The sequence below is a fragment of the Dyella sp. CR10 genome, from assembly GCF_055814425.1.
Genome location: NZ_CP185986.1, coordinates 878,663 through 896,898 on the forward strand (window position 1 = coordinate 878,663; position 18,236 = coordinate 896,898).

Here is an 18,236-nt window from a genome sequence, read left to right on the forward strand (position 1 = left end):
TGACGCGATTACTTGGAAGGCGCGGGCGTGCAGCCTTTGAAGCAGCGGAAATAGGCGGTCTCGCGGGGATAGTCGATCGTCATCGCGAAGTGCTGGAAGACGTTGCCGCCCACGGCGCCTTCGGGCGGCTTGTCCATCATCTGCGCCATGAATTCGTGGAAGTTCTTGTCGGGCCGTTCGGTGAACCAGACCGGCCCGACTGACCAGCCCGCGATCTGTACCTTGGGCACTTCGATGATGCGCTGGAGCGATGGGCCGACCGGAGCCGTGTCGGCGTGTTCCAGCACGCGCCAGTCCGGATGTTTCCTGTGCCACTCATCGAGCTTTGCGGTGGTGATGTAGCTCGTCACGCCTTGCCCTTGGACCATCGGTGTTCCGCTGAGCTTGGCCGCCGCCGGCGTCTGGAAGGACGTGGCGCCCGTGTCCAGCAACATGTCCAGCGGTTCGCCGTCGACGACGATGGCGATGCGCGGGAAGCCGTCCGTCTGCTTGCCGGCCTCGTCGTGCTGGAAGCCGAGCTTGGTTTCGCGTGCGGCGGCATCGGGCCGCCAGGTCGACGATTCCAGCGTCAGGCGTTGCGCCGGATAGTCGAAGGTCCAGATGCGGCCGGACAGATAGGTGCCACCAAGCTGGCCTTCCAGGCGCTTGTCGTCCATGGGGAAGACGAGCAGCGCAGCACCGCAGGGACCGTCACTCGGCGAAGGAAGCCCGCGTTGAGGTTTGTAGTCGGGAAGGCGCGCGGTCGGCAGGGGTTTCCCGCCGAGCTGGCAGTCGACCGCGGCCAGATGCAACTTCTCCGCCGTTGCCTTGGTAAGCCAGTACATGCCCGCGCGACCACCGCCACCCGTATCCACCAGCAACTTCAGCCGCTGCCCGTCGCGGGTTTCCGGCACGGCGAAGAAATGGCCCGCCTCGTAGACGGTGGGTATGACCTGCGCCTTGTCGGACGGCGCATCGGCGGCGTGCAGTTGCGCCGAGCAAGCCGCGGCGAGAGCGAGAACGGAAACAGCCAGGCGCTTCATGGGGCCTTCCCTGTGGTGACGTGGCCGCAGAGAATCCGCGCGTCCCATGGGCGGTGCCAGTAACGAAGGTCATGCGGTTCGACGCGTGCGTTCTTCACCCTGGCATCACGCGGCGCAAAAAAATGCGCGCCCGCAAGGGGCGCGCAAGAGCATCTCGATAGGCGGCTTTACGGCGACAGCCAGTGGAAGAACAGCCCGAAAAACTGCTTCAGATCATCGGTATTGACCATGGCGCACCTCCGAAGAAGAACATCGAAAGCCTGCAAGCCCGACGCAGGGGGGAGCTGCAGGTGCATGGTTCGCGTCCTCGACCGGCCAATGGATGCGAACGCGGCCGGAATCTAGCGCAGGCACGGCGCCGGCAATGCGATGGGCGTCCCATGCCGAGTTGCGCCGTGGTTCAGGCCGGCTCGTCTCGCGCGATCAGAAGCGTCGCGCTTCACCCGAAAGGTCAAGCAAGTCCCTGGCCGGAATCTCGCTTGCCGCTCATGCAGCCGCTTCCGGCTTGAGGTAATCGGCGCGAACCGCCCTGCAGTAAGGCCCATCCATCACGAAGCGGCGGCATTCCGCCGGCCGGCTCTCATAGATGCCGCAATTCATGCGCGTACCGTTCAAGGCGACGCACCATCCCTCTTCGTCCTGTCGCATGACGCGCAAGCCATTGGCGAGGCGGGTGGTGAGGTGGGACGGTACGGCGTCGTCCGGATGCAGCACCACCGTCAGGCGGCAGCACACGGCATCGCATGAGGAGCAATGTGCCCGCGGCTTGGCGGAGGCTGCCGGCTCCGCGTGGATGGTGCTACTCATTTCCGGCGCGGACCGCGGGTGAGCGTCGGCAACAGCGGCTGCTTGCCCGCGTGTTCCGGGTCGCGCTTGAAATGGGGCGAGCGGCTGTACGTGGGCGTTTCGTGATCGCCTTCGACCCGCTTCGTAGCGGACGGATTGGCATAGACGGCATGGATATCTGCCACCGTAAAGGGCTTGGGAGGCTGTGTCATGGTGCTCTCTGAGCGAAGAAGAATGGCCGGCAACGGGGGGCATGCCGGTGACAGATCGCCGAGCCTGGATGGCTACTCGGATGAACCAGGCGAAGTCTGCGTCTCAGAGGGAGGGCCGCCCGATGCGGGCGCGACGATGCAAAAGTCTCTGACAGGCTGAGTGGCGCTTGTGCCGCAGCATAGCGGATCGGCGGTCCGCGTGCGGGCGCAGGCCGCCCTCGACATCAGCGTGAGCGCGGCGGTATCAGTGCGTGGCCCTGGCCGATGGCGCATCCAGCGCGGCGCGGAAGCCGCGCGCAAGATCTGCGGGCTTGCCCTTGCCCCAGAAGTGCGTGAAGTAAAGGTTGGGCGTCTCGTCCATCATGTGATTGTGCAGCGCGACCACGTGGATGCCGGCCTTGCGCAGGGCCATGAGCACCGGGCGCACTTGGTCCGCGCTCATGATGAAGTCGCCATCGATGGCGGCCAGCTCGTCGCTGCCGCTGAAGGCGGCCCAGGTCGTCAGCCCCATGGAGGCGCCGATGGTCTGGCCATGCATCTGGCCCTTGCGGCCAATGGTGATCTTGGCGACGCCGTCGGTGACCGGCGCCGGCTGGCCGACGATGGCGGCCAGGGCGTCGGCGCTCAGCTTTCCCGGCGCGGGCGTGGCGCCGCCAAAACCGTCCGCCGGCTGCGGATGCGCCGCCCGCACGGCCTTGATCGCATCCCAGACGGCTTTGACGCCGGCCGCCAGTTCGGCCGGCGCGCCTTCGCCGCCGATGTGCATGAACAGCACTTTGGGCTGATCGTAGAAAAAATGATTGTGCAGACCGGTGACATGCAATCCGTGCGCGAACGCCGCATCCATCGCGGCATCGACTTCGTCCTGAAAAACCACCGTGTCGCCCATCACCATGGCGCGATCGCCCATGGCGCTGAAGGCCGCCCAGGAGCCGAGGCCCGCCGCGGGCGGCAGACGCATGCCATCGACGGTGACCGGCACGTCCGTGCGGCTCCAGCCGATCTTCACCGCGCCATCGGCCTGGGCCTTGGCTTCCACGCCGGCGGCTTTGCCGATGACGGCCGGGTCCAGTGTCGCGGCGGCTGCGGGCAGGGCGGCCAGCAGGCCGACAGCGAGCAGGGGAGCGAAAATATGGGGCAGGCGCAGATTCATGTCGGTTCTCCGGGGGATTCGAGGTAGGCGGCGTACAAGCAGTCGAGCACGATGGTCATGTCCTGCAACAAGCCGTCATCGTCATCGCCGCGACGGGCGCGGGCACCGGCCATGACGCTGGCGAAACCGGCGGCGTCCGCCACCGGTACGCCGCCGATGTCCAGGTAGTGAATCAATCGGCCGAGGCGAAGCAGGCCCGCGTCGCGATCCAGGCCGAAGCTGGCTGCCAGGACCTCGAAGCTCACGCGTGCGCCGACATGCGTGAACGCCGCGCCGTCGAAATCGAAGCCCAGCGCGTGCGCCGGGCAATCGGCGGGTTTTTCCAGCCAGAGGAAGCGCGCGTCCGGATCGATGAAACGGCGGATCAGCCACGCCGAAGCGACGCGATCGACCCAGAGGCGTTGGCGCGTGGCCCACACGCGGCCGCGATGCTCGGCGGCCGCACGCAGCGGTACGGCACCGCGGGCGGCGTGAGGTTCATCGGGCACGAACTGGCTGTTGAGAATTTGCTCGGCGTCGCGCAACGCCGTTTCGGCGTGATCGCGCGCGGCGCCGGGAAAGAAATCGATCGCCACGATGCTTTCCAGTTCGCGTCGCATCGCCGCCAGGCGGCGGCGCGCGTCGATCTCGGACAGCCGGGGCAGCTCAGCGGTCAGGCCGGCGAGGCGCTGCAGCCCTTCGGTATAGAGAGCGGAGCGGTCGAAAGCGGCGCGCAGTTCGGTGTCCTGCTGCTCGTCGGTGGCCTGGAAGGGCACCACGTGCGCGGACCCGCCGGCGCGGATGGCTTCCCGGGCCTGGGCGTGGAAGAGGCTTCGGGCCGCCTCGTTGTCCGGCAGCACGTACACCCCGTCGCGCAGGGCTTCCGCACCCGCCGCTTTCAGGGCGCGCCACAGGCGCATGCGAGGTGCCTGGCTGCGCCCGGCGAGGGAGGCTATGAGCATGAGCCAGCTAAGGTTTTCGGAAAGCATGTAATGAATGCTACGTCTGCGTGATATTCACTACAACCTATCGATGATGCGGGTATGTCCCTATCCAGGATCTGCCCGGAGATGCTTGCCAGCACGGAGACTTCACCATGACGCTCCAGTCCGCTTCGCCCCGCTTTCAGTCCGCCGCTGTCGCTCTGCTGGCCGGCCTGCTCGCCGCGACATCCGCCGCGTGCAGCGAACCGGCCACCGGTTCGATCCCGCTCAAAACCGTGGCCGAGATCCCGCTGAGCGGGCACGCGACGCGCTGGGACTACGCCAGCCTCGATCCCGCCGCTCACCGGCTCTATCTGGCGCACATGGGGGATGGCGTGATCACGGTGGTCGACACGCAACGCCGGGCGGTCGTCGCCGACATCGCCGATGCCGACGATGTGCACGGCGTGCTGTTCGTGCCGGAACTCGATCGTGTCTATGCCTCCGCCACGGGAAAGGACCAAGTCATCGCCATCGATCCGAAGACGTTGAAGATCGTCGCCCGCATCCCGGGCGGCGATTACCCCGATGGCATGGCCTACGCGCCCGAGGCGCACAAGCTTTACGTATCCGACGAACACGGCGGCACCGATACGGTGATCGACGTGCGCAGCAACGCCCGGATCGCCACCATCCCGTTGGGCGGCGACGTGGGCAACACGCAATACGACCCGGTGATGAAGCACATCTTTGCGAACGTGCAGACGCGCGGGCAGCTGGTGGAGATCGACCCTGCCACCGACAAGGTCATCCGCCGCATCGACCTGCCCGGCGCGAAAGGCAACCACGGCTTGTCCATCGATGCCGCGTCCCGACTCGCCTTCATCGCGTGCGAAGGCAACGACAAGCTGCTTGTGCTCGACCTGGAGAGCGGGCAGGTGCTGGCGCGTTTCGATGTCGCCGGCGATCCGGACGTGCTCGCCTTCGATCCCGCGCTCGGCCGGCTTTACGTGGCTGGCGAATCGGGCGAAGTCTCGGTGTTCGAGGTCAAGGCGCGAACCGTGAAAGCGCTTGGCACGGCGCCATATGGCCCCAACGCCCACGTTGTCGCCGTGGACCCGACGTCACACGAGACCTATTTCCCGCTCAAATCGGTGCAGGGCCGGCCGCGCTTGCGTATCGCGCAGCCGGCCGGGTGAGGGGGGCGATGCGGCCTGCCTGGCCGGTGGCGCGTCAGCGGATGCATCATATCGGTGCTTGATGCCATGGCTTCGCTTAGGTCGATCCGCTGCGATCGTGCCTGTGCCAGCGTCATGCAGCGCAAGGGCCTGGACCGCGCGATCTGTCGGAGCGGAGCCCTTCGATCATCGGCGTATGCTCTGGAGCGATCACACCAGCCATGGCGCCGCTTCAATGTAGGGCCGCGTTCGGGGATGTGCAGTGACGAATCAGGTGAGCGCTCTTTGCTTTCGATCCACGATCGAGATCAACAACATCAATCCTTATGTGCTGGTCAGCGCCAAGGATGCGAGCCGGCTGCAACAAGGGTGGCGCAAGCCGATGCCCGTGCGAACACGGGTGAACGGCAAGCCGGAAGCGTGGTGGCGCATCAACATGATGCCGGTCGGCGATGGGTCGTTTTATCTGTACTTGCACGCCGAGGTACGCAAAGCGGCAGCGTGCAAGGTGGGCGATGTCGTCGAAGTGGAGCTGGCGTTCGATAAGGACTATCGAAGCGGACCTGCCCATCCGATGCCGGCGTCCTTCGCTGCGGCGCTGGAAAGCCACCCCGTCGCGCGTGAAGCCTGGGAGGCGTTGACGCCCAGTTTGAAGAAAGAAATCCTGCGCTATTTCGAGCAGGTGAAATCTGCCGACGCGAAGGCACGCCATCTCGAGCGCGCCATGTTTGTGCTGGCGGGCGGCAAGGGGCGATTCATGGCGCGGTCGTGGAATGGCCAGAGCGATTGAGGGTCACGCCGGATAGCGTGTCTGGCGACTGGGTGGCGCGTGACGCGGCTCGTCACGATGAGTTCGCTTAGCTCTTCCCCGAGATATTCGTCGAACCAGGTGCGAGGCGGCTGGGCGGCTTCCTGCGCTCGGCCGCCGATGCCATATGTGCAAAGGCGATTCACGCCATATCAACGTGGTTGTTAACTCGTTTCCCAAAAATACAAGGCTTTCCTGCAGAACGGGCCTTCCTATGCCGTCATCCCCTCGCTGCAGTTTTGGTGTTCCCGGTTTGGACGCCGTGTTGCTAGGTGGACTTCCCCCAGGCCACCTTTACCTGCTCGAAGGTCAGCCGGGTTCCGGAAAAACCACGCTTTCGCTGCAGTTTTTGCGAGAGGGCGTAAAGGCAGGCGACCGGTGCCTCTATATCACGCTGTCGGAGACCTCGGAGGAGCTCAGGGAGGTGGCCGCTTCGCACGGCTGGGATCTGACCGGCATCGACCTCATCGAGCTTTCGTCGGTCGACGAGGTACTCGGTGAGGAACGCAACCAATCCGTGTTTCATTCGTGGGAAGTCGAACTCGGCGAAACCATCGCGCTGATCAAGCAGGAAGTCGAGCGGCTCGAACCCAGGCGCGTCGTATTCGACAGCCTGTCTGAGCTTCGACTGCTCGCCCAGGATCCCTTGCGCTACCGTCGCCAGGTCCTGGCGCTCAAGCAGTTCTTCTCGCCGCGTAATGCGACGGTGCTTTTCATCGACGACCTGACCAGCGAGGGAAGGGATCGCGACACGCATCTGCACAGCATCAGCCATGGCGTCATTTCATTGGAACGCTTCGCCTTGGAATTCGGCGCGGCCCGGCGGCGCCTGCAAGTGCAGAAAATGCGCGGCCAGCCCTTCATGGCCGGTTATCACGATCTGAGCATCCGGACGGGAGGCGTGGAGGTCTATCCCCGGCTCATCGCGGCCGATCATCACGCCGATTTCAGCAATGGGCCGGTCCTCAGCGGTGTCGCGCATCTCGACGACCTGAGTGGAGGCGGCTTCCTGCGCGGCACCAGCACGTTGCTCACCGGCCCGGCCGGCACGGGAAAAACTACGCTCGCCATGCAATACGTCGGCGCGGCTTGCTCCCGTGGCGAGCATTGCCAGGTGTACGAGTTCGATGAGCGCATCGGCACGTTGCTCAACCGAGCGGAGGCCATGGGTATCCCGCTGGCCCGCTACATCGAGGAGGGGCTGCTCCAGATTACGCAGGTCGATCCGGCGGAGATGCCGCCGGGCGAGTTCGCATGGCGGGTTTTCAGCGCGGTCCAGGAGCGGCGGTGTTCCATGGTGGTGATCGATAGCCTGAGCGGTTACCTCTCCGCCATGCCGCAGGAGAAGCATCTTCTGCTGCAGATGCATGAGCTGCTGGCGTTTCTCAATCAATCCGGCGTGACGACCTTCCTGATCAACCCGCTCTTCGGGCTGGTTGGCTCGTTGGATACCGGCCAGCTCAATGTGTCCTATATCGCCGACACGGTAGTCCTGTTTCGGTTCTTCGAGGCAGCGGGCCGCATCCGGAAAGCCATCTCCGTCGTCAAGAACCGCGCAGGCAAGCACGAGGACACCATTCGCGAGCTGCACATCGACAGCCGCGGCCTGCGGGTAGGCGAGCCGCTGGCGGATTTTCGTGGAGTGCTCACGGGCACGCCCGAATTCCTCGGGGAGGCCGGCCCGCTGCTGGAAAACCGGGATGGTTAGCGACGCCGCGCGCGGCCATCGGGTGGATGTCGTCGCGCCCTGGCAGCGCGACGGCGAAAGCCTCGTCGAGGTTTTGAGGAAGAACGGCTACCAGGCCGCGCTTTATCCGGACCAGATAACCTTGGCCGCGCATATCGACCAGCAGACCGGCATCGTCATCCTGACTCAGGAAGCGCTGCAGAGCGGTACGGACGCGGTCCAGCGGTCTCTCGCCACCCAGCCGGCGTGGTCGGACATTCCGTTCATCGTTCTCCAGTCCGCGCGGACCGGACGGGAAATCCATGTGTCGCCTCTGCCGCACACCATTCTCAATGTCATCGAGCTGGAGCGCCCGGTCGGATCGGCCTCGTTGCTGAGCGCCGTCGAGACCGCCATGCGATCCCGCCAGAAACAGTTCGAGATCAAGGATCGGATGGAGGACCTGGCGGCCAGCCGCAAGGCGCTGGCCGAGAGCGAAGCGGAACTGCGGCGCATCACTAATGCCTTGCCTGTGCTGATCGCCCTGCTCGATACGGCGTGTCGTTATCGTTTCGCCAATCAGGCATACCGGGAATGGTTCGGCATCGACCCGGCGGATATGCTGGGGCGGACGGTCGAGCAGGTCTTCGGCAAGGCCGCGTGGGATGCGCAGGAAGACGCCATGCGTCGCGCGCTGGCAGGTGAAGTCGCGCAGATCGAGTTGAGTTTGTCGCTCCCCGGCGGCAGGCGGCGCGAAACCGAACTTCGCTGTCTGCCGCGGACCATCGAGGACGGCCGTATCGATGGCGTGCATCTGTTCGCGGCCGATGTCACCGAGCGAAAGCAGGCGCTGGAAACGATCAGCCAGGCGGCCGTGAGGCTGGAAAAGCGGGTCGAAGAGCGCACCGCGGCGCTGCGCGCGGAAATGCAGGCGCGCTTGGAAAGCGAAGCGGCGCTCCGGCAAGCGCAGAAGATGGAGGCCGTCGGGCAACTGACCGGAGGCATCGCGCACGATTTCAACAATATGCTCACCAGCATCATTGGCGCGCTCGATATCGTCGCCATCCGCATGCACGATGAGCGAACCACCAGGGTGGTGCGGGCGGCGACGGAATCCGCGCGCCGTGCCGCAGCGCTGACGCAACGCCTGTTGGCGTTCTCCAGGCGGCAATCGCTCGATCCGAGCCCAGTCGATGTGAATGCGCTGGTGCAGTCGATGCATATGCTGCTGTCGCAGACGCTGGGCGAGCGCATACGGATCGAGATCGACCTGGCACCGCGCCTGGATCTGGCCTTGGTTGATGCCAACCAGCTCGAGAGCGCACTTTTGAATCTATGCCTCAACGCCAGGGATGCCATGCCCGATGGCGGACGGCTCAGGATCGCCACCCGGTTCGCGCCGTCCATGCCGTTTCTCCGCGATGATCGCGAGGCGAACGCCGATGGATACGTAGTGGTCGAAGTCGCGGACACCGGTGTCGGCATGGAGCCGGCCGTCAAGGAGCGCGTCTTCGAACCCTTCTTCACGACCAAGCCTATCGGGCATGGCACGGGACTGGGGTTGTCGATGATCTATGGCTTCGTGCAGCAATCGAAGGGCTGCATCGACTTGCAATCCTCGCCAGGCGAGGGGACCACGCTTTCGCTCTATCTTCCGGTCTCGCCAGTCACCGCAGAAGCCGCGTCGCGCGGGGAGGCGGCGACTGCGGTGGCGGGTCATGGTCAGCTCGTGCTGGTGGTCGAGGACGATGGCCAGGTGAGGCTGCTGGTCAACTTCCTGCTGGAGGAGCTCGGCTACGAGGTCGTGGTCGCGCGCGATGCCACCGAAGCGATATCGCACATTGCTTCGCTGAGCCATGTCGATCTGCTGGTGACCGATGTCGGCCTTCCGGGCATGAATGGGCGGCAGCTCGCCGAGCTGTTCCGCGAGAAGTATCCGTCCGTCCCGGTGCTTTTCATGACCGGCTATGCGGAAAGCGCAGCCGTGCGATCGGAATTCCTGGGGCCGAACATGACCATGATCGCCAAGCCCTTCGCGCTGGACGGTTTCAGCCAAGCCGTCACCCACGCACTGACCGGCGTGGCGTGATGTGCCGCGTGGCCTGCCTGGTCATGAGTTCGCTTTCGAAACAGCGAGGCTGTGAATGATTCCTTGAGGCGAAGCCCACGCGGCCTAGAGGGACGACACCCTAATGTCCGCCCCTAGGCGCTGAGCGCACAGGCGCCTCGATCCCGAACCGTGCGCGATCACTGGAGGTACGTTTCATGCCTGAGTCGAACAAAAACCAAGGCGGCGACCACGCCACACATGAGCAGCACGTCAAGGCTGGCGAGCAGAGCCACAAGAACCAGAGCAACACCGACACCAAGCAGGCCGATGCCGGCGGGCAGCGTGGCGGAAGCCACGAGCAGCACGTGAAGGCCGGCGAGCAAAGCCACAAGAACCGTTGATCTTCCGGGCGGCTTCACGGAGCCGCCTCGCCTTTCCAATCGGTGCGTGTCGCGTCGACTCGACCATGGCGCTGGCTGCGCTGGACAGGTTCGCTCGTGTCGTTCGATCGATGATCATGGAGTACTCATGGGCATCGCCCTGAAGCGCCTCGCTGGGATGATCGCGGCTGCGTCCGGTGCTCTCAGCGGCACATTATTGACTATCAGTACTACAAAGTTAGATCTCCTTGACGGTCTTTCAGCTGTGTTGTCGACGACCCAGTAGCACAAAATCCTTGCTTATTGCCCATGCGATTGGGCCGGACTCCGTGACAATGGAAAATCCCTGGAGCCCAAGGCGAGAAGCAAATGCAGTTGCTTCGGCTGGACTAGTGGGAAGTCGCCCAGGCCAGAGCCCCGATCGATCAGCAAAAGTGATCTGTTCCCAATCCTGATTGATAAGATCACGCAGAGGCACGCGACAAATTGAAGCGATGACATCGAAATTAGTATCCCGAAAGAGATACGCAGCAACTTCAGTGAAAGCCACACTGAATTCAAACCCGCCGTCTGGTGGAGCGAGCGTGAGTGAAAATCGTCGATGTCTCGAGCTATATGTAGTGCCGACGATGCGGCAACCACTCGAATCGTTAAACATGATCACTCCAGCACACACTCAGATCGCAAGGAAAAAACGTGGTTAGGTCTGCTTTCGGTTTCTCTGGAAGTAAACCCGCCCCCGTTTTGGCACTCCTCCGAGCAACCGGGGGAGGGCAACTGGCCGGGCTGGTTTCTTGAGGCGGGCTACAGGGTTTGATGCGGCGGGAGCTGGCAGCATCGCGGGAGAAGGAATCTTGCTCAGGTCTGATCGGTTACCGCGCTTCATCCGCTTGATGCTGTCGACCCCACCTCCTCCAGACCTGTGCTGTGATGAGCGCGATAGAGCACCCCCCTGAACAGGATTCGCCGCGCTGTTTGCTCTTGGGCGTAATGACCTGTAATGTGATGGGGCTGAGTTTCGAGGGTCACCATGAATTGTGGCCCGATGCTGTAGATGGCTTTTCACTACACCGTTGTTCCCCTTCTTCCTCCTTGCGACCAGCTTTTCCGCCGCTATGCGGCTTTATCCGTTCCAAGGAGAAATAAGCATGTCCCAGACTGAAACCGGTTCCGTCAAGTGGTTCAACGACGCCAAGGGTTTTGGCTTTATCAGTCGAGATAAGGGTGGCGACGACGTGTTCGTTCACTTCCGCTCGATCCAGTCCTCAGGCTTCAAGAGCCTGGCTGAGGGTCAGAAGGTGTCCTTCACCGTGACTCAAGGCCAGCGAGGCCTGCAGGCGGAACAAGTGCAGACGATCTAAGGATCCTTGCCCGTACGAAAAGAGCCCGGCCTTGTGCCGGGCTTTTTTTGCTTCAAGCGCACTTGACCGGTGCCTTTTTTGGCTAGGGTGCGACTCGAGTGCTCTTGGCGGCTGTTGCTCCAGCCGCAGGCTCCGTTTGGGCGCCATCGCGCGATGCGACCTTCCTGGCCTGCTTGTCGTCCTGCTTCTTCTTCTTTGCAATTTCCCGCTGGCGTTTTTCGAAAGAGTAGTTTGTCTTTGCCAATGAAGCGTTCCTGGGTGTGGTAGTGGGGATGGGGGGCGGTTGAGCCATCGCCTTGTCTCTGCGCCGAGGAGAAGCGATGGATCCGAAGCCTGATAATCAGGCCCGATTGGGCGACCATCGCACGAGGCCATGCGGTCAGCCGGGTGAATTCCATGCAAATTCGATGTCGTCCATCACGGCCTGTTGAACCTCTTCCGGCGACACGTCCAGAAGTTCATTGATGCCGCCATGGCGCATCCCAAAGAAGATTCCATCACGCCGGTAGGGGGCGCTCCACCTGACACGATCCGAGCGGATGAGCTCGTACTCGCCTTCGTACGTAAAGCCATTGGTGGTCTTGCCGGATATGTTGGTCATGACAGCTTCCTTGGCGAGGGAGCATCGATGCAGTGATGGTCTCTCGAAGACCGCGGAGCACAAAGGCAGGCAAGGCTTGGTGGCATGGGTGCTCAATGAGCCGTCTGGCATGAACATGCATCAGCCGCACCATGCCTGTCGTGTCGGAGGCACACCCATCCGAGCCGCGATGCGTGCTCAACATGCGCTTTCCTCTGTTACGCCACCGTAACACGTCGGCAAGCCCTTGGGCTGCGCCGGATATCATGTCCGCTCCGTTCCCCCGCGTTACCCCCGCCTAACAACCACGTGCGCATGCTGCGTGGGCGCCTTGAGGGCAGCTTCGCCGACAAGCGCCTCAGTCACGCGGTTCTGTTCCTGACGCCACCTGAGCACTTCTCCGATGCTTATCGGGGGTGCGGATATGGGTTGCCCAAGATTCGTCATTTGCCCTAACCAAAAGACGCCGCCGTGCTGAAATCCACAGAGCGTGGTCAGGTTTGCTTTCGGTTCCTCTGGAAGTGAACCCACTCCCGTTCTGGCCGAACGATTCCAGCAATGTGTTGCGTTGACCGGCTGAAGTCGCAATTCGAAGCGGACTTTGAGGGAGCGCAGGAACGTCGACTCCAAGCGGAGATGTCACGGCTGCTTGGTGCTCGTAATTCAAAAGCGCTCCAATTCCTCTGGTAACGCCCAGACTGGCCCAGTCAATCCATGGCGCTGGAACAGATCGCTGGCTTCTCGTATCGACCATTTCTTCCAATCGGGGTCTGCGTGGTGCGCATACCATTCGGCGGCAAAACGCGATACCTGCTCGATAGAGCGTACGTCGCCTTTCGGGATGCCACGCGAGGCACACCATTGGTCTACCTCTGCCTCGTTCTGAAACATCAGCATGACGGAACAGGTATAGATTACGTTGTCCCATGCATGCCGCATCGGGATGGGGAAGTGAACAACGTAATCAGTGTCGATCACCTTTCCGCCCTCGATTCGGATCGAGGCGTTCCGGTCTAGTGCCCCTGTTCGAGTCTCGATAGTTGCCGTACCGCCGGCCAGGTGGGCCAAGCCCAAAGAGCACCACGCACAGTTTCCCCACCAGGTGTGGGGGCCGGAGCGAACCACGAATGTCGTGGGTGCTGCGGAGAAGGGGTGGGCAACCCAGATTTCATCCGAATGGGGATGCAATACGACACCGTGATATTCCGCCAACGCTCGCAGACCAATTCGTACATCCATTGGGTCACAGGCGAAACGCTTGGCAATCTCGCGTACGGTAGGAGCGCGCTGGTGTTCGAGAAAGAACGAGATGATGGATTCGTGCAGCATGGAGTTATTCATGGCAATGGATCCAGTGGTAGCCCAGTATGAAGTTCGATCCCATTGATGCATCAACTGCCAGGGCAGCATTCCACGGCATCGTGAATAAGGCTGTGCGTCACCCCCGATGCCAGTCGGTCCGACAAAAAACGGGGCAGATTTGCTTTGGGTTCCTCTGGAAGTAAACCCGGCCCCGTTTTGCCTGGCCGCTTCCGACCCGGCGCGGACCTTCGGCAAATCAGCTGCTGCTCGAAAAGTCGAACGCCCACCGTCCGTTCTCACACGTGAGATCAACGTCGACTGTTTGAGCGCGGGGCGGGATCACATATCGGGTCATGGGGGAGAAATCCTTGACTGAGTAGGTCTGGCCGGCGGTGGGTGGTTTGGCAACCGTGAAATACAAGTGGTTGAGATACTCGAAGCTCACCGTCATGTTCGTGTCTACGTGCGGCATGGTGACTACCGGTCGGTTATCGACGAACCAGTGGCAATCGAGCTCCATGAATGGAGTGACCGCGTTCATGACGCCGCATTGTCCAGGGGACAGCTTGGACTGGGTCAACGACGGCGGGCAAAGGCGCAGTACGAACGCGCGTCCATCCATGGATACGGCTTGATACAGTTGGCCCGGCGCGATGCTGACCGTATTGGGGGTGAGCGGAGTACTTGGCTCGCTACGTATGGGCGTCACATTGACGTCAACATGGTTTTCGTAGTGGAAGAACTCCGGCAATCCTTCCGTCCCGGTCAATACTTGCCAGGCATGGATACGGCTGTTCCGCTGAGGCGACTCTGGCTTGATAAAAACGAGAACAGCCTTTCCGTCCATATCGGCAGCGTTGAAATGAACATGGAACTTGGTCATGGATTCCCCCTTTGAGTCGATCGTGGCATTGGGCCCTGTCACCACGCCACGCGATTGAATGCCGTACCAGTCTATCTGCCGATGATTGGCTGGATACTGTCGCGGGCATCTGCCGGTTCTGCAGCAGGATTCTGCGGTCGCCGTGGCCCCAAGCCAGGTAAGCCCGATCGAGGGTTGGGAAGGCCGCTGTCAGTTGCCCTGGCCGCGATGCGTCTCGATCCAGTACGTGTCCGCTTCCGAGGGCCAAGGGGCTCCGCCGAGATATTCGTCGTACCAGATATGCGGTAGCTGGTCGGCTTCCTGCATCCACTCGTCCACCAGGGGATGGGCGAGCAGTGTTTGCGTCCACTGCGCCGCGCGCGGCCACCGTTCCCTATCCAGGCGGTGTCGGGTCAGCCGGATCACAGCTGGGACGTGCATGAGGTCCGCCAGGGACAGTGACCCGAACAGATAGGGGCCCTGGTAACGCGCCAGCAGTTCCTCGTAGTGCGCAAACAGTCTTGCGCATTCGGCAAGCTCGCCTGGGGTAAGGCGGCGCTTGATGGGATAGAAAGCGCTTTCGAACGAAATGCTTCGGCAGATCGAGGAAAGCCCCGCGTGCTGCCAGGCGACGATGGACCGGGCATGCGCGCGCGCTTCGATGTCGGTTGGCAGCAACGCGCCGTGGCAGACATCGTTGGCGAATTCCATGATCGCCAAGGAGTCGTAGATCACCGTATGGCCGGTATCGAGCAAGGGCACGGTGGCCGAGGGGGAGAGGGCGGCGATGCGGGCCAGGTTGGGAAAGCGCTGCGGCCTGCGGATATCGATTAGCTCCGTTTCGAACGCATAGCCCGAAGACTTCAGGGCGAGCCACGCGCGCATGGCCCAGCTGGAAGCGTTCTTCGTGCCTATGTAGAGCTTCGCCACCGCCTGCCTCCGATAGTATGCTATGAAAAACATAGCATCCGCTCCGAGGCGGGTACAAGCGAGGTAGCAACATGGCAAGGATTCCCGCACCCGGTACCTCGGTTCGCGGCTCGCGAAGCGGCAGCGCGATCATGGCGCTGTTCGATCTTCTCGGCCGGCGCTGGGCGATGGGCGTGCTATGGACGCTCAGTAAGCAAGGGGTGAGCACCTTCCGCGAACTGGAAGCCGCGTGCGAATCCATTTCTCCCGCGGTGCTCAATACCCGGCTTCGGGAGCTCAGGGAGGCGGGATTGGTCGAGAAGGTGGAGGGCGGTTATGCGGCGACCCCGATCGGTCAAGAGGTCTATCAAGGCCTTCTGCCGCTATCGAACACCTCCAAGAAGTGGGCTCGGTTGTTGCGGGATGCCTCTGCGCGCTGAAGGGGGGTACTGTCTCGCGCCCTGGCGATCGGTCAGGTGCCCGTCCTCTGCCGCTTCATTGACTGCCGCGATGGCTCAGTCTTGCTCAATACCCCAGATACATACGCCGGCGAGATGTGCGCTTAGGGTCCCGAGCTACATACTTGGAATGTCCGCTTTCGACGGCGACTTCAGCCGGTCGTTGCAATACTCCTTCCGCCTGCGCGTCTATAGTGTGTTGCAACGACCGGCTGAAGTCGCAACCTATAGCGGACCTTCTTCGACAAGTGCCACGCATTTCCTGATCTAGCCAGGAGTCCGCCAGTTTGAGTAAGTCAGAGGAAAGGCCAGGCTTGATTGTTCTGGATCTCTCCGGTGTTGCAACACCGGAGGAGCTGCAGGTTCTTCTGAGGGATTCCCTGGGTTTTCCTGGGTGGTATGGCCGAAACTGGAATGCTTTCTGGGACGCGATTACGGTCCTGATCGAGATGCCGGAGAAGCTTCAGTTCATCGGCTGGAAGGGGTTTGCCGAGCTACTCCCGGAGGATGCCAGCATCATGAAACAGTGTCTGGACGAGATGTCCAAGAAGTACCCGAGTCTCGCGTCGAGCGTCGAGTATCGCTAAAGCTCGCCAAGGTCCATAGGCGCCCAGCAGACTGGGTAAATGGGGAATATATGATCGGCAATCAACAAGTGGCCAGGCAGATCAGCGAGCTAATGCTTGAATTCGGTGCGAACTTGGACGAATCGATTGCTCTGGTCATGAAGAGCTGTCCAGAAGACGAATTCAAACGCTATCGCTTGGCGGTTGGGAGAGTCATGGGCGAGATGCTTCTTGAAATCATGAATCCGCTGTATGCGCAGCATCCCGATTTGAAGCCGGCCGAGTTCAGCTAATCGCTCGAGGCGAAGTTTCCCTTCGCCCAGGAGCGCATCGGCCGCAAGGCATACCAAGGATGGCCACTGGATACGCGAGATCTCGTAGTACTTTCGATAACGGACCGGAGATAGTTAAGCGTGTTGGTCCAGCGCGTGGCCCCCGCCACCTTAACTGCCTCCAGCCCCTGTTTCGCCGAATGATATCCACGGGGACTTTCTGACGATAAAGGTCGAGTGCCCTGCAAACCCGCGGACGTCTATGCAGCACATCGATACATACCCTTAGTCGTCCGCTTCGGTGGGGCCTATACGCACCTTGGGTAGCCGGGTGGGGCGGTCGTAATCCGCCAGGCTCTTCAAATAGTCAAGAAAGATCTGGCTCACGTGGGTGCCTTCCATATTCGCTTCCTTGACCTGCGGATACCGACGAAAAACGACTGAGCTCATGGTGCAATTGTGGAGCGTGGCACGCCGAAAATCAGCGTCATCGATAATGGCTTTGTCAAAGAAGCACCTTTGCAGGCGCGTTTGTGTCATCACGGTGCGGTCAAGCGTCGCGCCTGTGAAATTGCTGTGGTCAAACTGAGATAACGTGAAGTCGACCTGGGTCAGATCCGCGCCCTGGAACCATGCGGTGTCCAGACGGCAGCGAATGGGTTCCCTATAGCCGTTGAGGTTGATGCCAGTAAGGTCGAGATGAGACAGGTACGGGGAGGTGGCGTAGAACTTGTTCAATTGCTCCGCCAGGGCTTTTTGACTTACGCGCAGCTCTTGCTGATGGCCTGACTTCGCGGCCTGACGATTTGCCTCAGCCAAGGCGTGCAGCTGCTCTCTCATCTTCTTCTCTTCATTACTCATGACGGCGGCCGTCCTCCCCTGCGTGGATGCCATGGCTCGACCTTGTCGATCGCGGATGGCGAGACAAAGGTCGATCCGTTCCTCTTCCCCGGACCATCGCAACATCTTCAAGAACGTTGTCCAAAAAATGGGGCGGGTTTGCTTTTGGTGACCCTGGAAATAAACCTGACCCTGTTTTGGTTAAGCGTCTTGGTCCCATACGTGGCCCCGCTACTTTAACTGCCTCCGGCCCTTTTTTCGGGGAGCGCTCCGCCGGCCGCGACTGACCGCGCATCCGGCGCTCCTTGCGAGCGCCGGGGGGGGGCTGCGGATTGCTGGCCGGGTTGGTTGCCTGGGGGCGGGAACACAGGCTTTGATGCGGCGGGAGCTGGCGGCCCTCGCAAGAGAGGCGATCCTGTTCAATCCTGATCGGATGCCGCGTTTCCTCCGCTCGGTGGCGTCTCGGGCGGATGCGCGTCGCCGGGCGCGGACTTCATGGCCTCTTTGAGTTCTATCCACTGCAGCCGACCCTGCGCAAGCGCTGCGCAGCGGATACCCATGGCGGTCATCGCGGCGATGCCTTCCAAGGAGATGGACAGACGGTGGGTGTCCAGTTCATCCGATTCGTCGACAAGGTCGGCAAGCAATCGAATGGTGTGTCGCGCGTACTGCAACCACTCGGTGGCATCGCTCAGCAAGTCGTGCGGCGAGGCATTCGGGTCGGCGTAATAGTCGGCGTTGCGCGCCAGCCAGCGTTCTCCAAACAGGTTCATGTCCTTAAGCTCCTGAAGTGATGCCTCGCCTCGGTCCAGGTGCGGCACGCCGATACAGTCGGGCGTGCCGCGATCACACGGACTCGAAGGTTCACCGACGGCCCTTGACTGGGCGCCGGGCGGCTTGATTGAGAAGTGGGGTAGGGCGCCAGTGCG

General features: G+C 62.0%; 21 protein-coding genes. 9 read left to right on the plus strand and 12 right to left on the minus strand.

What is annotated here, in order from left to right:
• Positions 1 to 8: 8 nt before the first annotated feature.
• The 6 genes from ACNR9O_RS04105 to ACNR9O_RS04130 form a co-directional block, all read right to left on the minus strand.
• Positions 9 to 1,022, minus strand: coding sequence for a hypothetical protein (locus tag ACNR9O_RS04105; protein WP_473682604.1), 1,014 nt, complete (start codon positions 1,020 to 1,022; stop codon positions 9 to 11).
• Positions 1,023 to 1,189: 167 nt separating this feature from the next.
• Complete coding sequence (locus ACNR9O_RS04110; protein WP_473682602.1) at positions 1,190 to 1,318, minus strand: hypothetical protein; 129 nt, start codon at positions 1,316 to 1,318, stop codon at positions 1,190 to 1,192.
• Between the two features lie 190 nt (positions 1,319 to 1,508).
• Positions 1,509 to 1,829 carry a YkgJ family cysteine cluster protein gene (locus ACNR9O_RS04115; protein WP_473682600.1) on the minus strand — a complete coding sequence of 107 codons (321 nt, stop codon included), beginning with the start codon at positions 1,827 to 1,829 and terminating at the stop codon, positions 1,509 to 1,511.
• Positions 1,826 to 2,020 carry a hypothetical protein gene (locus ACNR9O_RS04120; RefSeq protein WP_473682598.1) on the minus strand — a complete coding sequence of 65 codons (195 nt, stop codon included), beginning with the start codon at positions 2,018 to 2,020 and terminating at the stop codon, positions 1,826 to 1,828. The genes ACNR9O_RS04115 and ACNR9O_RS04120 overlap by 4 nt, the downstream gene beginning before the upstream one ends.
• A 244-nt stretch (positions 2,021 to 2,264) precedes the next feature.
• Complete coding sequence (locus ACNR9O_RS04125) at positions 2,265 to 3,173, minus strand: DUF1259 domain-containing protein (RefSeq protein WP_473682596.1); 909 nt, start codon at positions 3,171 to 3,173, stop codon at positions 2,265 to 2,267.
• Positions 3,170 to 4,072: a chromate resistance protein ChrB domain-containing protein gene (locus ACNR9O_RS04130; protein WP_473682594.1), complete on the minus strand. Its 903-nt coding sequence runs from the start codon at positions 4,070 to 4,072 to the stop codon at positions 3,170 to 3,172. The genes ACNR9O_RS04125 and ACNR9O_RS04130 overlap by 4 nt, the downstream gene beginning before the upstream one ends.
• Positions 4,073 to 4,248: 176 nt before the next feature.
• On the opposite strand from ACNR9O_RS04130, the gene ACNR9O_RS04135 reads away from it, so the two are divergent.
• The 6 genes from ACNR9O_RS04135 (at position 4,249) to ACNR9O_RS04160 (ending at position 11,518) form a co-directional block, all read left to right on the plus strand.
• Positions 4,249 to 5,274 (plus strand): YncE family protein, encoded by a 1,026-nt coding sequence (locus tag ACNR9O_RS04135; RefSeq protein WP_473682592.1) that lies wholly within the window; start codon positions 4,249 to 4,251, stop codon positions 5,272 to 5,274.
• A 241-nt stretch (positions 5,275 to 5,515) separates the two neighbouring features.
• The gene (locus ACNR9O_RS04140) at positions 5,516 to 6,043 is read left to right on the plus strand and encodes a YdeI/OmpD-associated family protein (RefSeq protein WP_473682590.1); all 528 of its coding nucleotides are present in this window, start codon (positions 5,516 to 5,518) and stop codon (positions 6,041 to 6,043) included.
• A gap of 232 nt (positions 6,044 to 6,275) precedes the next feature.
• Positions 6,276 to 7,769 (plus strand): DUF7125 family protein, encoded by a 1,494-nt coding sequence (locus ACNR9O_RS04145; RefSeq protein ID WP_473700701.1) that lies wholly within the window; start codon positions 6,276 to 6,278, stop codon positions 7,767 to 7,769.
• Entirely contained in the window at positions 7,762 to 9,816 is a 2,055-nt protein-coding gene (locus ACNR9O_RS04150) for a hybrid sensor histidine kinase/response regulator (protein ID WP_473682586.1), read from the plus strand. The genes ACNR9O_RS04145 and ACNR9O_RS04150 overlap by 8 nt, the downstream gene beginning before the upstream one ends.
• Before the next feature lie 176 nt (positions 9,817 to 9,992).
• Entirely contained in the window at positions 9,993 to 10,178 is a 186-nt protein-coding gene (locus tag ACNR9O_RS04155) for a hypothetical protein (protein ID WP_473682584.1), read from the plus strand.
• Between the two features lie 1,127 nt (positions 10,179 to 11,305).
• Positions 11,306 to 11,518, plus strand: coding sequence for a cold-shock protein (locus tag ACNR9O_RS04160; protein ID WP_473682582.1), 213 nt, complete (start codon positions 11,306 to 11,308; stop codon positions 11,516 to 11,518).
• Positions 11,519 to 11,897: 379 nt separating this feature from the next.
• Here the strand turns inward: ACNR9O_RS04160 and ACNR9O_RS04165 are convergent, their stop codons facing one another.
• From ACNR9O_RS04165 to ACNR9O_RS04180, 4 genes are all read right to left on the minus strand, one after another.
• A complete protein-coding gene (locus ACNR9O_RS04165; protein ID WP_473682580.1) occupies positions 11,898 to 12,119 on the minus strand; it encodes a hypothetical protein in 222 nt (73 codons plus the stop codon).
• 642 nt (positions 12,120 to 12,761) lie between these two features.
• Complete coding sequence (locus ACNR9O_RS04170; protein ID WP_473682578.1) at positions 12,762 to 13,439, minus strand: alkylmercury lyase family protein; 678 nt, start codon at positions 13,437 to 13,439, stop codon at positions 12,762 to 12,764.
• A gap of 217 nt (positions 13,440 to 13,656) precedes the next feature.
• Positions 13,657 to 14,283 carry a hypothetical protein gene (locus ACNR9O_RS04175; protein WP_473682576.1) on the minus strand — a complete coding sequence of 209 codons (627 nt, stop codon included), beginning with the start codon at positions 14,281 to 14,283 and terminating at the stop codon, positions 13,657 to 13,659.
• A 189-nt stretch (positions 14,284 to 14,472) separates the two neighbouring features.
• Positions 14,473 to 15,192, minus strand: coding sequence for a glutathione S-transferase family protein (locus tag ACNR9O_RS04180; protein ID WP_473682574.1), 720 nt, complete (start codon positions 15,190 to 15,192; stop codon positions 14,473 to 14,475).
• A gap of 131 nt (positions 15,193 to 15,323) precedes the next feature.
• Between ACNR9O_RS04180 and ACNR9O_RS04185 the strand changes: the two genes are divergently transcribed.
• The 3 genes from ACNR9O_RS04185 to ACNR9O_RS04195 all read left to right on the plus strand — a co-directional run bounded on the left by ACNR9O_RS04185 (position 15,324) and on the right by ACNR9O_RS04195 (position 16,488).
• A complete protein-coding gene (locus ACNR9O_RS04185; protein ID WP_473682572.1) occupies positions 15,324 to 15,611 on the plus strand; it encodes a winged helix-turn-helix transcriptional regulator in 288 nt (95 codons plus the stop codon).
• A 332-nt stretch (positions 15,612 to 15,943) separates the two neighbouring features.
• Positions 15,944 to 16,216, plus strand: a complete 273-nt coding sequence (locus ACNR9O_RS04190; protein WP_473682570.1) for a barstar family protein — start codon at positions 15,944 to 15,946, stop codon at positions 16,214 to 16,216.
• A gap of 50 nt (positions 16,217 to 16,266) precedes the next feature.
• Positions 16,267 to 16,488: a hypothetical protein gene (locus tag ACNR9O_RS04195; protein ID WP_473682568.1), complete on the plus strand. Its 222-nt coding sequence runs from the start codon at positions 16,267 to 16,269 to the stop codon at positions 16,486 to 16,488.
• Between the two features lie 264 nt (positions 16,489 to 16,752).
• Here the strand turns inward: ACNR9O_RS04195 and ACNR9O_RS04200 are convergent, their stop codons facing one another.
• Both ACNR9O_RS04200 and ACNR9O_RS04205 read right to left on the minus strand, forming a co-directional pair.
• Complete coding sequence (locus ACNR9O_RS04200; protein ID WP_473682566.1) at positions 16,753 to 17,361, minus strand: pentapeptide repeat-containing protein; 609 nt, start codon at positions 17,359 to 17,361, stop codon at positions 16,753 to 16,755.
• 365 nt (positions 17,362 to 17,726) lie between these two features.
• Positions 17,727 to 18,080, minus strand: coding sequence for a hypothetical protein (locus ACNR9O_RS04205; RefSeq protein ID WP_473682564.1), 354 nt, complete (start codon positions 18,078 to 18,080; stop codon positions 17,727 to 17,729).
• Positions 18,081 to 18,236 lie beyond the last annotated feature (156 nt).

Bases quoted from the DNA above. Each gene is read 5' to 3' on its own strand.
- ACNR9O_RS04120 (WP_473682598.1), bottom strand. From the start codon at position 2,020: ATGACACAGCCTCCCAAGCCCTTTACGGTGGCAGATATCCATGCCGTC.
- ACNR9O_RS04135 (WP_473682592.1), top strand. From the start codon at position 4,249: ATGACGCTCCAGTCCGCTTCGCCCCGCTTTCAGTCCGCCGCTGTCGCT.
- ACNR9O_RS04205 (WP_473682564.1), bottom strand. From the start codon at position 18,080: ATGAACCTGTTTGGAGAACGCTGGCTGGCGCGCAACGCCGACTATTAC.
- ACNR9O_RS04200 (WP_473682566.1), bottom strand. From the start codon at position 17,361: ATGGCATCCACGCAGGGGAGGACGGCCGCCGTCATGAGTAATGAAGAG.
- ACNR9O_RS04105 (WP_473682604.1), bottom strand. From the start codon at position 1,022: ATGAAGCGCCTGGCTGTTTCCGTTCTCGCTCTCGCCGCGGCTTGCTCG.
- ACNR9O_RS04115 (WP_473682600.1), bottom strand. From the start codon at position 1,829: ATGAGTAGCACCATCCACGCGGAGCCGGCAGCCTCCGCCAAGCCGCGG.
- ACNR9O_RS04130 (WP_473682594.1), bottom strand. From the start codon at position 4,072: ATGCGCCTGTGGCGCGCCCTGAAAGCGGCGGGTGCGGAAGCCCTGCGC.
- ACNR9O_RS04155 (WP_473682584.1), top strand. From the start codon at position 9,993: ATGCCTGAGTCGAACAAAAACCAAGGCGGCGACCACGCCACACATGAG.
- ACNR9O_RS04185 (WP_473682572.1), top strand. From the start codon at position 15,324: ATGGCGCTGTTCGATCTTCTCGGCCGGCGCTGGGCGATGGGCGTGCTA.
- ACNR9O_RS04110 (WP_473682602.1), bottom strand. From the start codon at position 1,318: ATGCACCTGCAGCTCCCCCCTGCGTCGGGCTTGCAGGCTTTCGATGTT.
- ACNR9O_RS04175 (WP_473682576.1), bottom strand. From the start codon at position 14,283: ATGACCAAGTTCCATGTTCATTTCAACGCTGCCGATATGGACGGAAAG.
- ACNR9O_RS04195 (WP_473682568.1), top strand. From the start codon at position 16,267: ATGATCGGCAATCAACAAGTGGCCAGGCAGATCAGCGAGCTAATGCTT.
- ACNR9O_RS04125 (WP_473682596.1), bottom strand. From the start codon at position 3,173: ATGAATCTGCGCCTGCCCCATATTTTCGCTCCCCTGCTCGCTGTCGGC.
- ACNR9O_RS04165 (WP_473682580.1), bottom strand. From the start codon at position 12,119: ATGACCAACATATCCGGCAAGACCACCAATGGCTTTACGTACGAAGGC.
- ACNR9O_RS04145 (WP_473700701.1), top strand. From the start codon at position 6,276: ATGCCGTCATCCCCTCGCTGCAGTTTTGGTGTTCCCGGTTTGGACGCC.
- ACNR9O_RS04170 (WP_473682578.1), bottom strand. From the start codon at position 13,439: ATGAATAACTCCATGCTGCACGAATCCATCATCTCGTTCTTTCTCGAA.
- ACNR9O_RS04150 (WP_473682586.1), top strand. From the start codon at position 7,762: ATGGTTAGCGACGCCGCGCGCGGCCATCGGGTGGATGTCGTCGCGCCC.
- ACNR9O_RS04160 (WP_473682582.1), top strand. From the start codon at position 11,306: ATGTCCCAGACTGAAACCGGTTCCGTCAAGTGGTTCAACGACGCCAAG.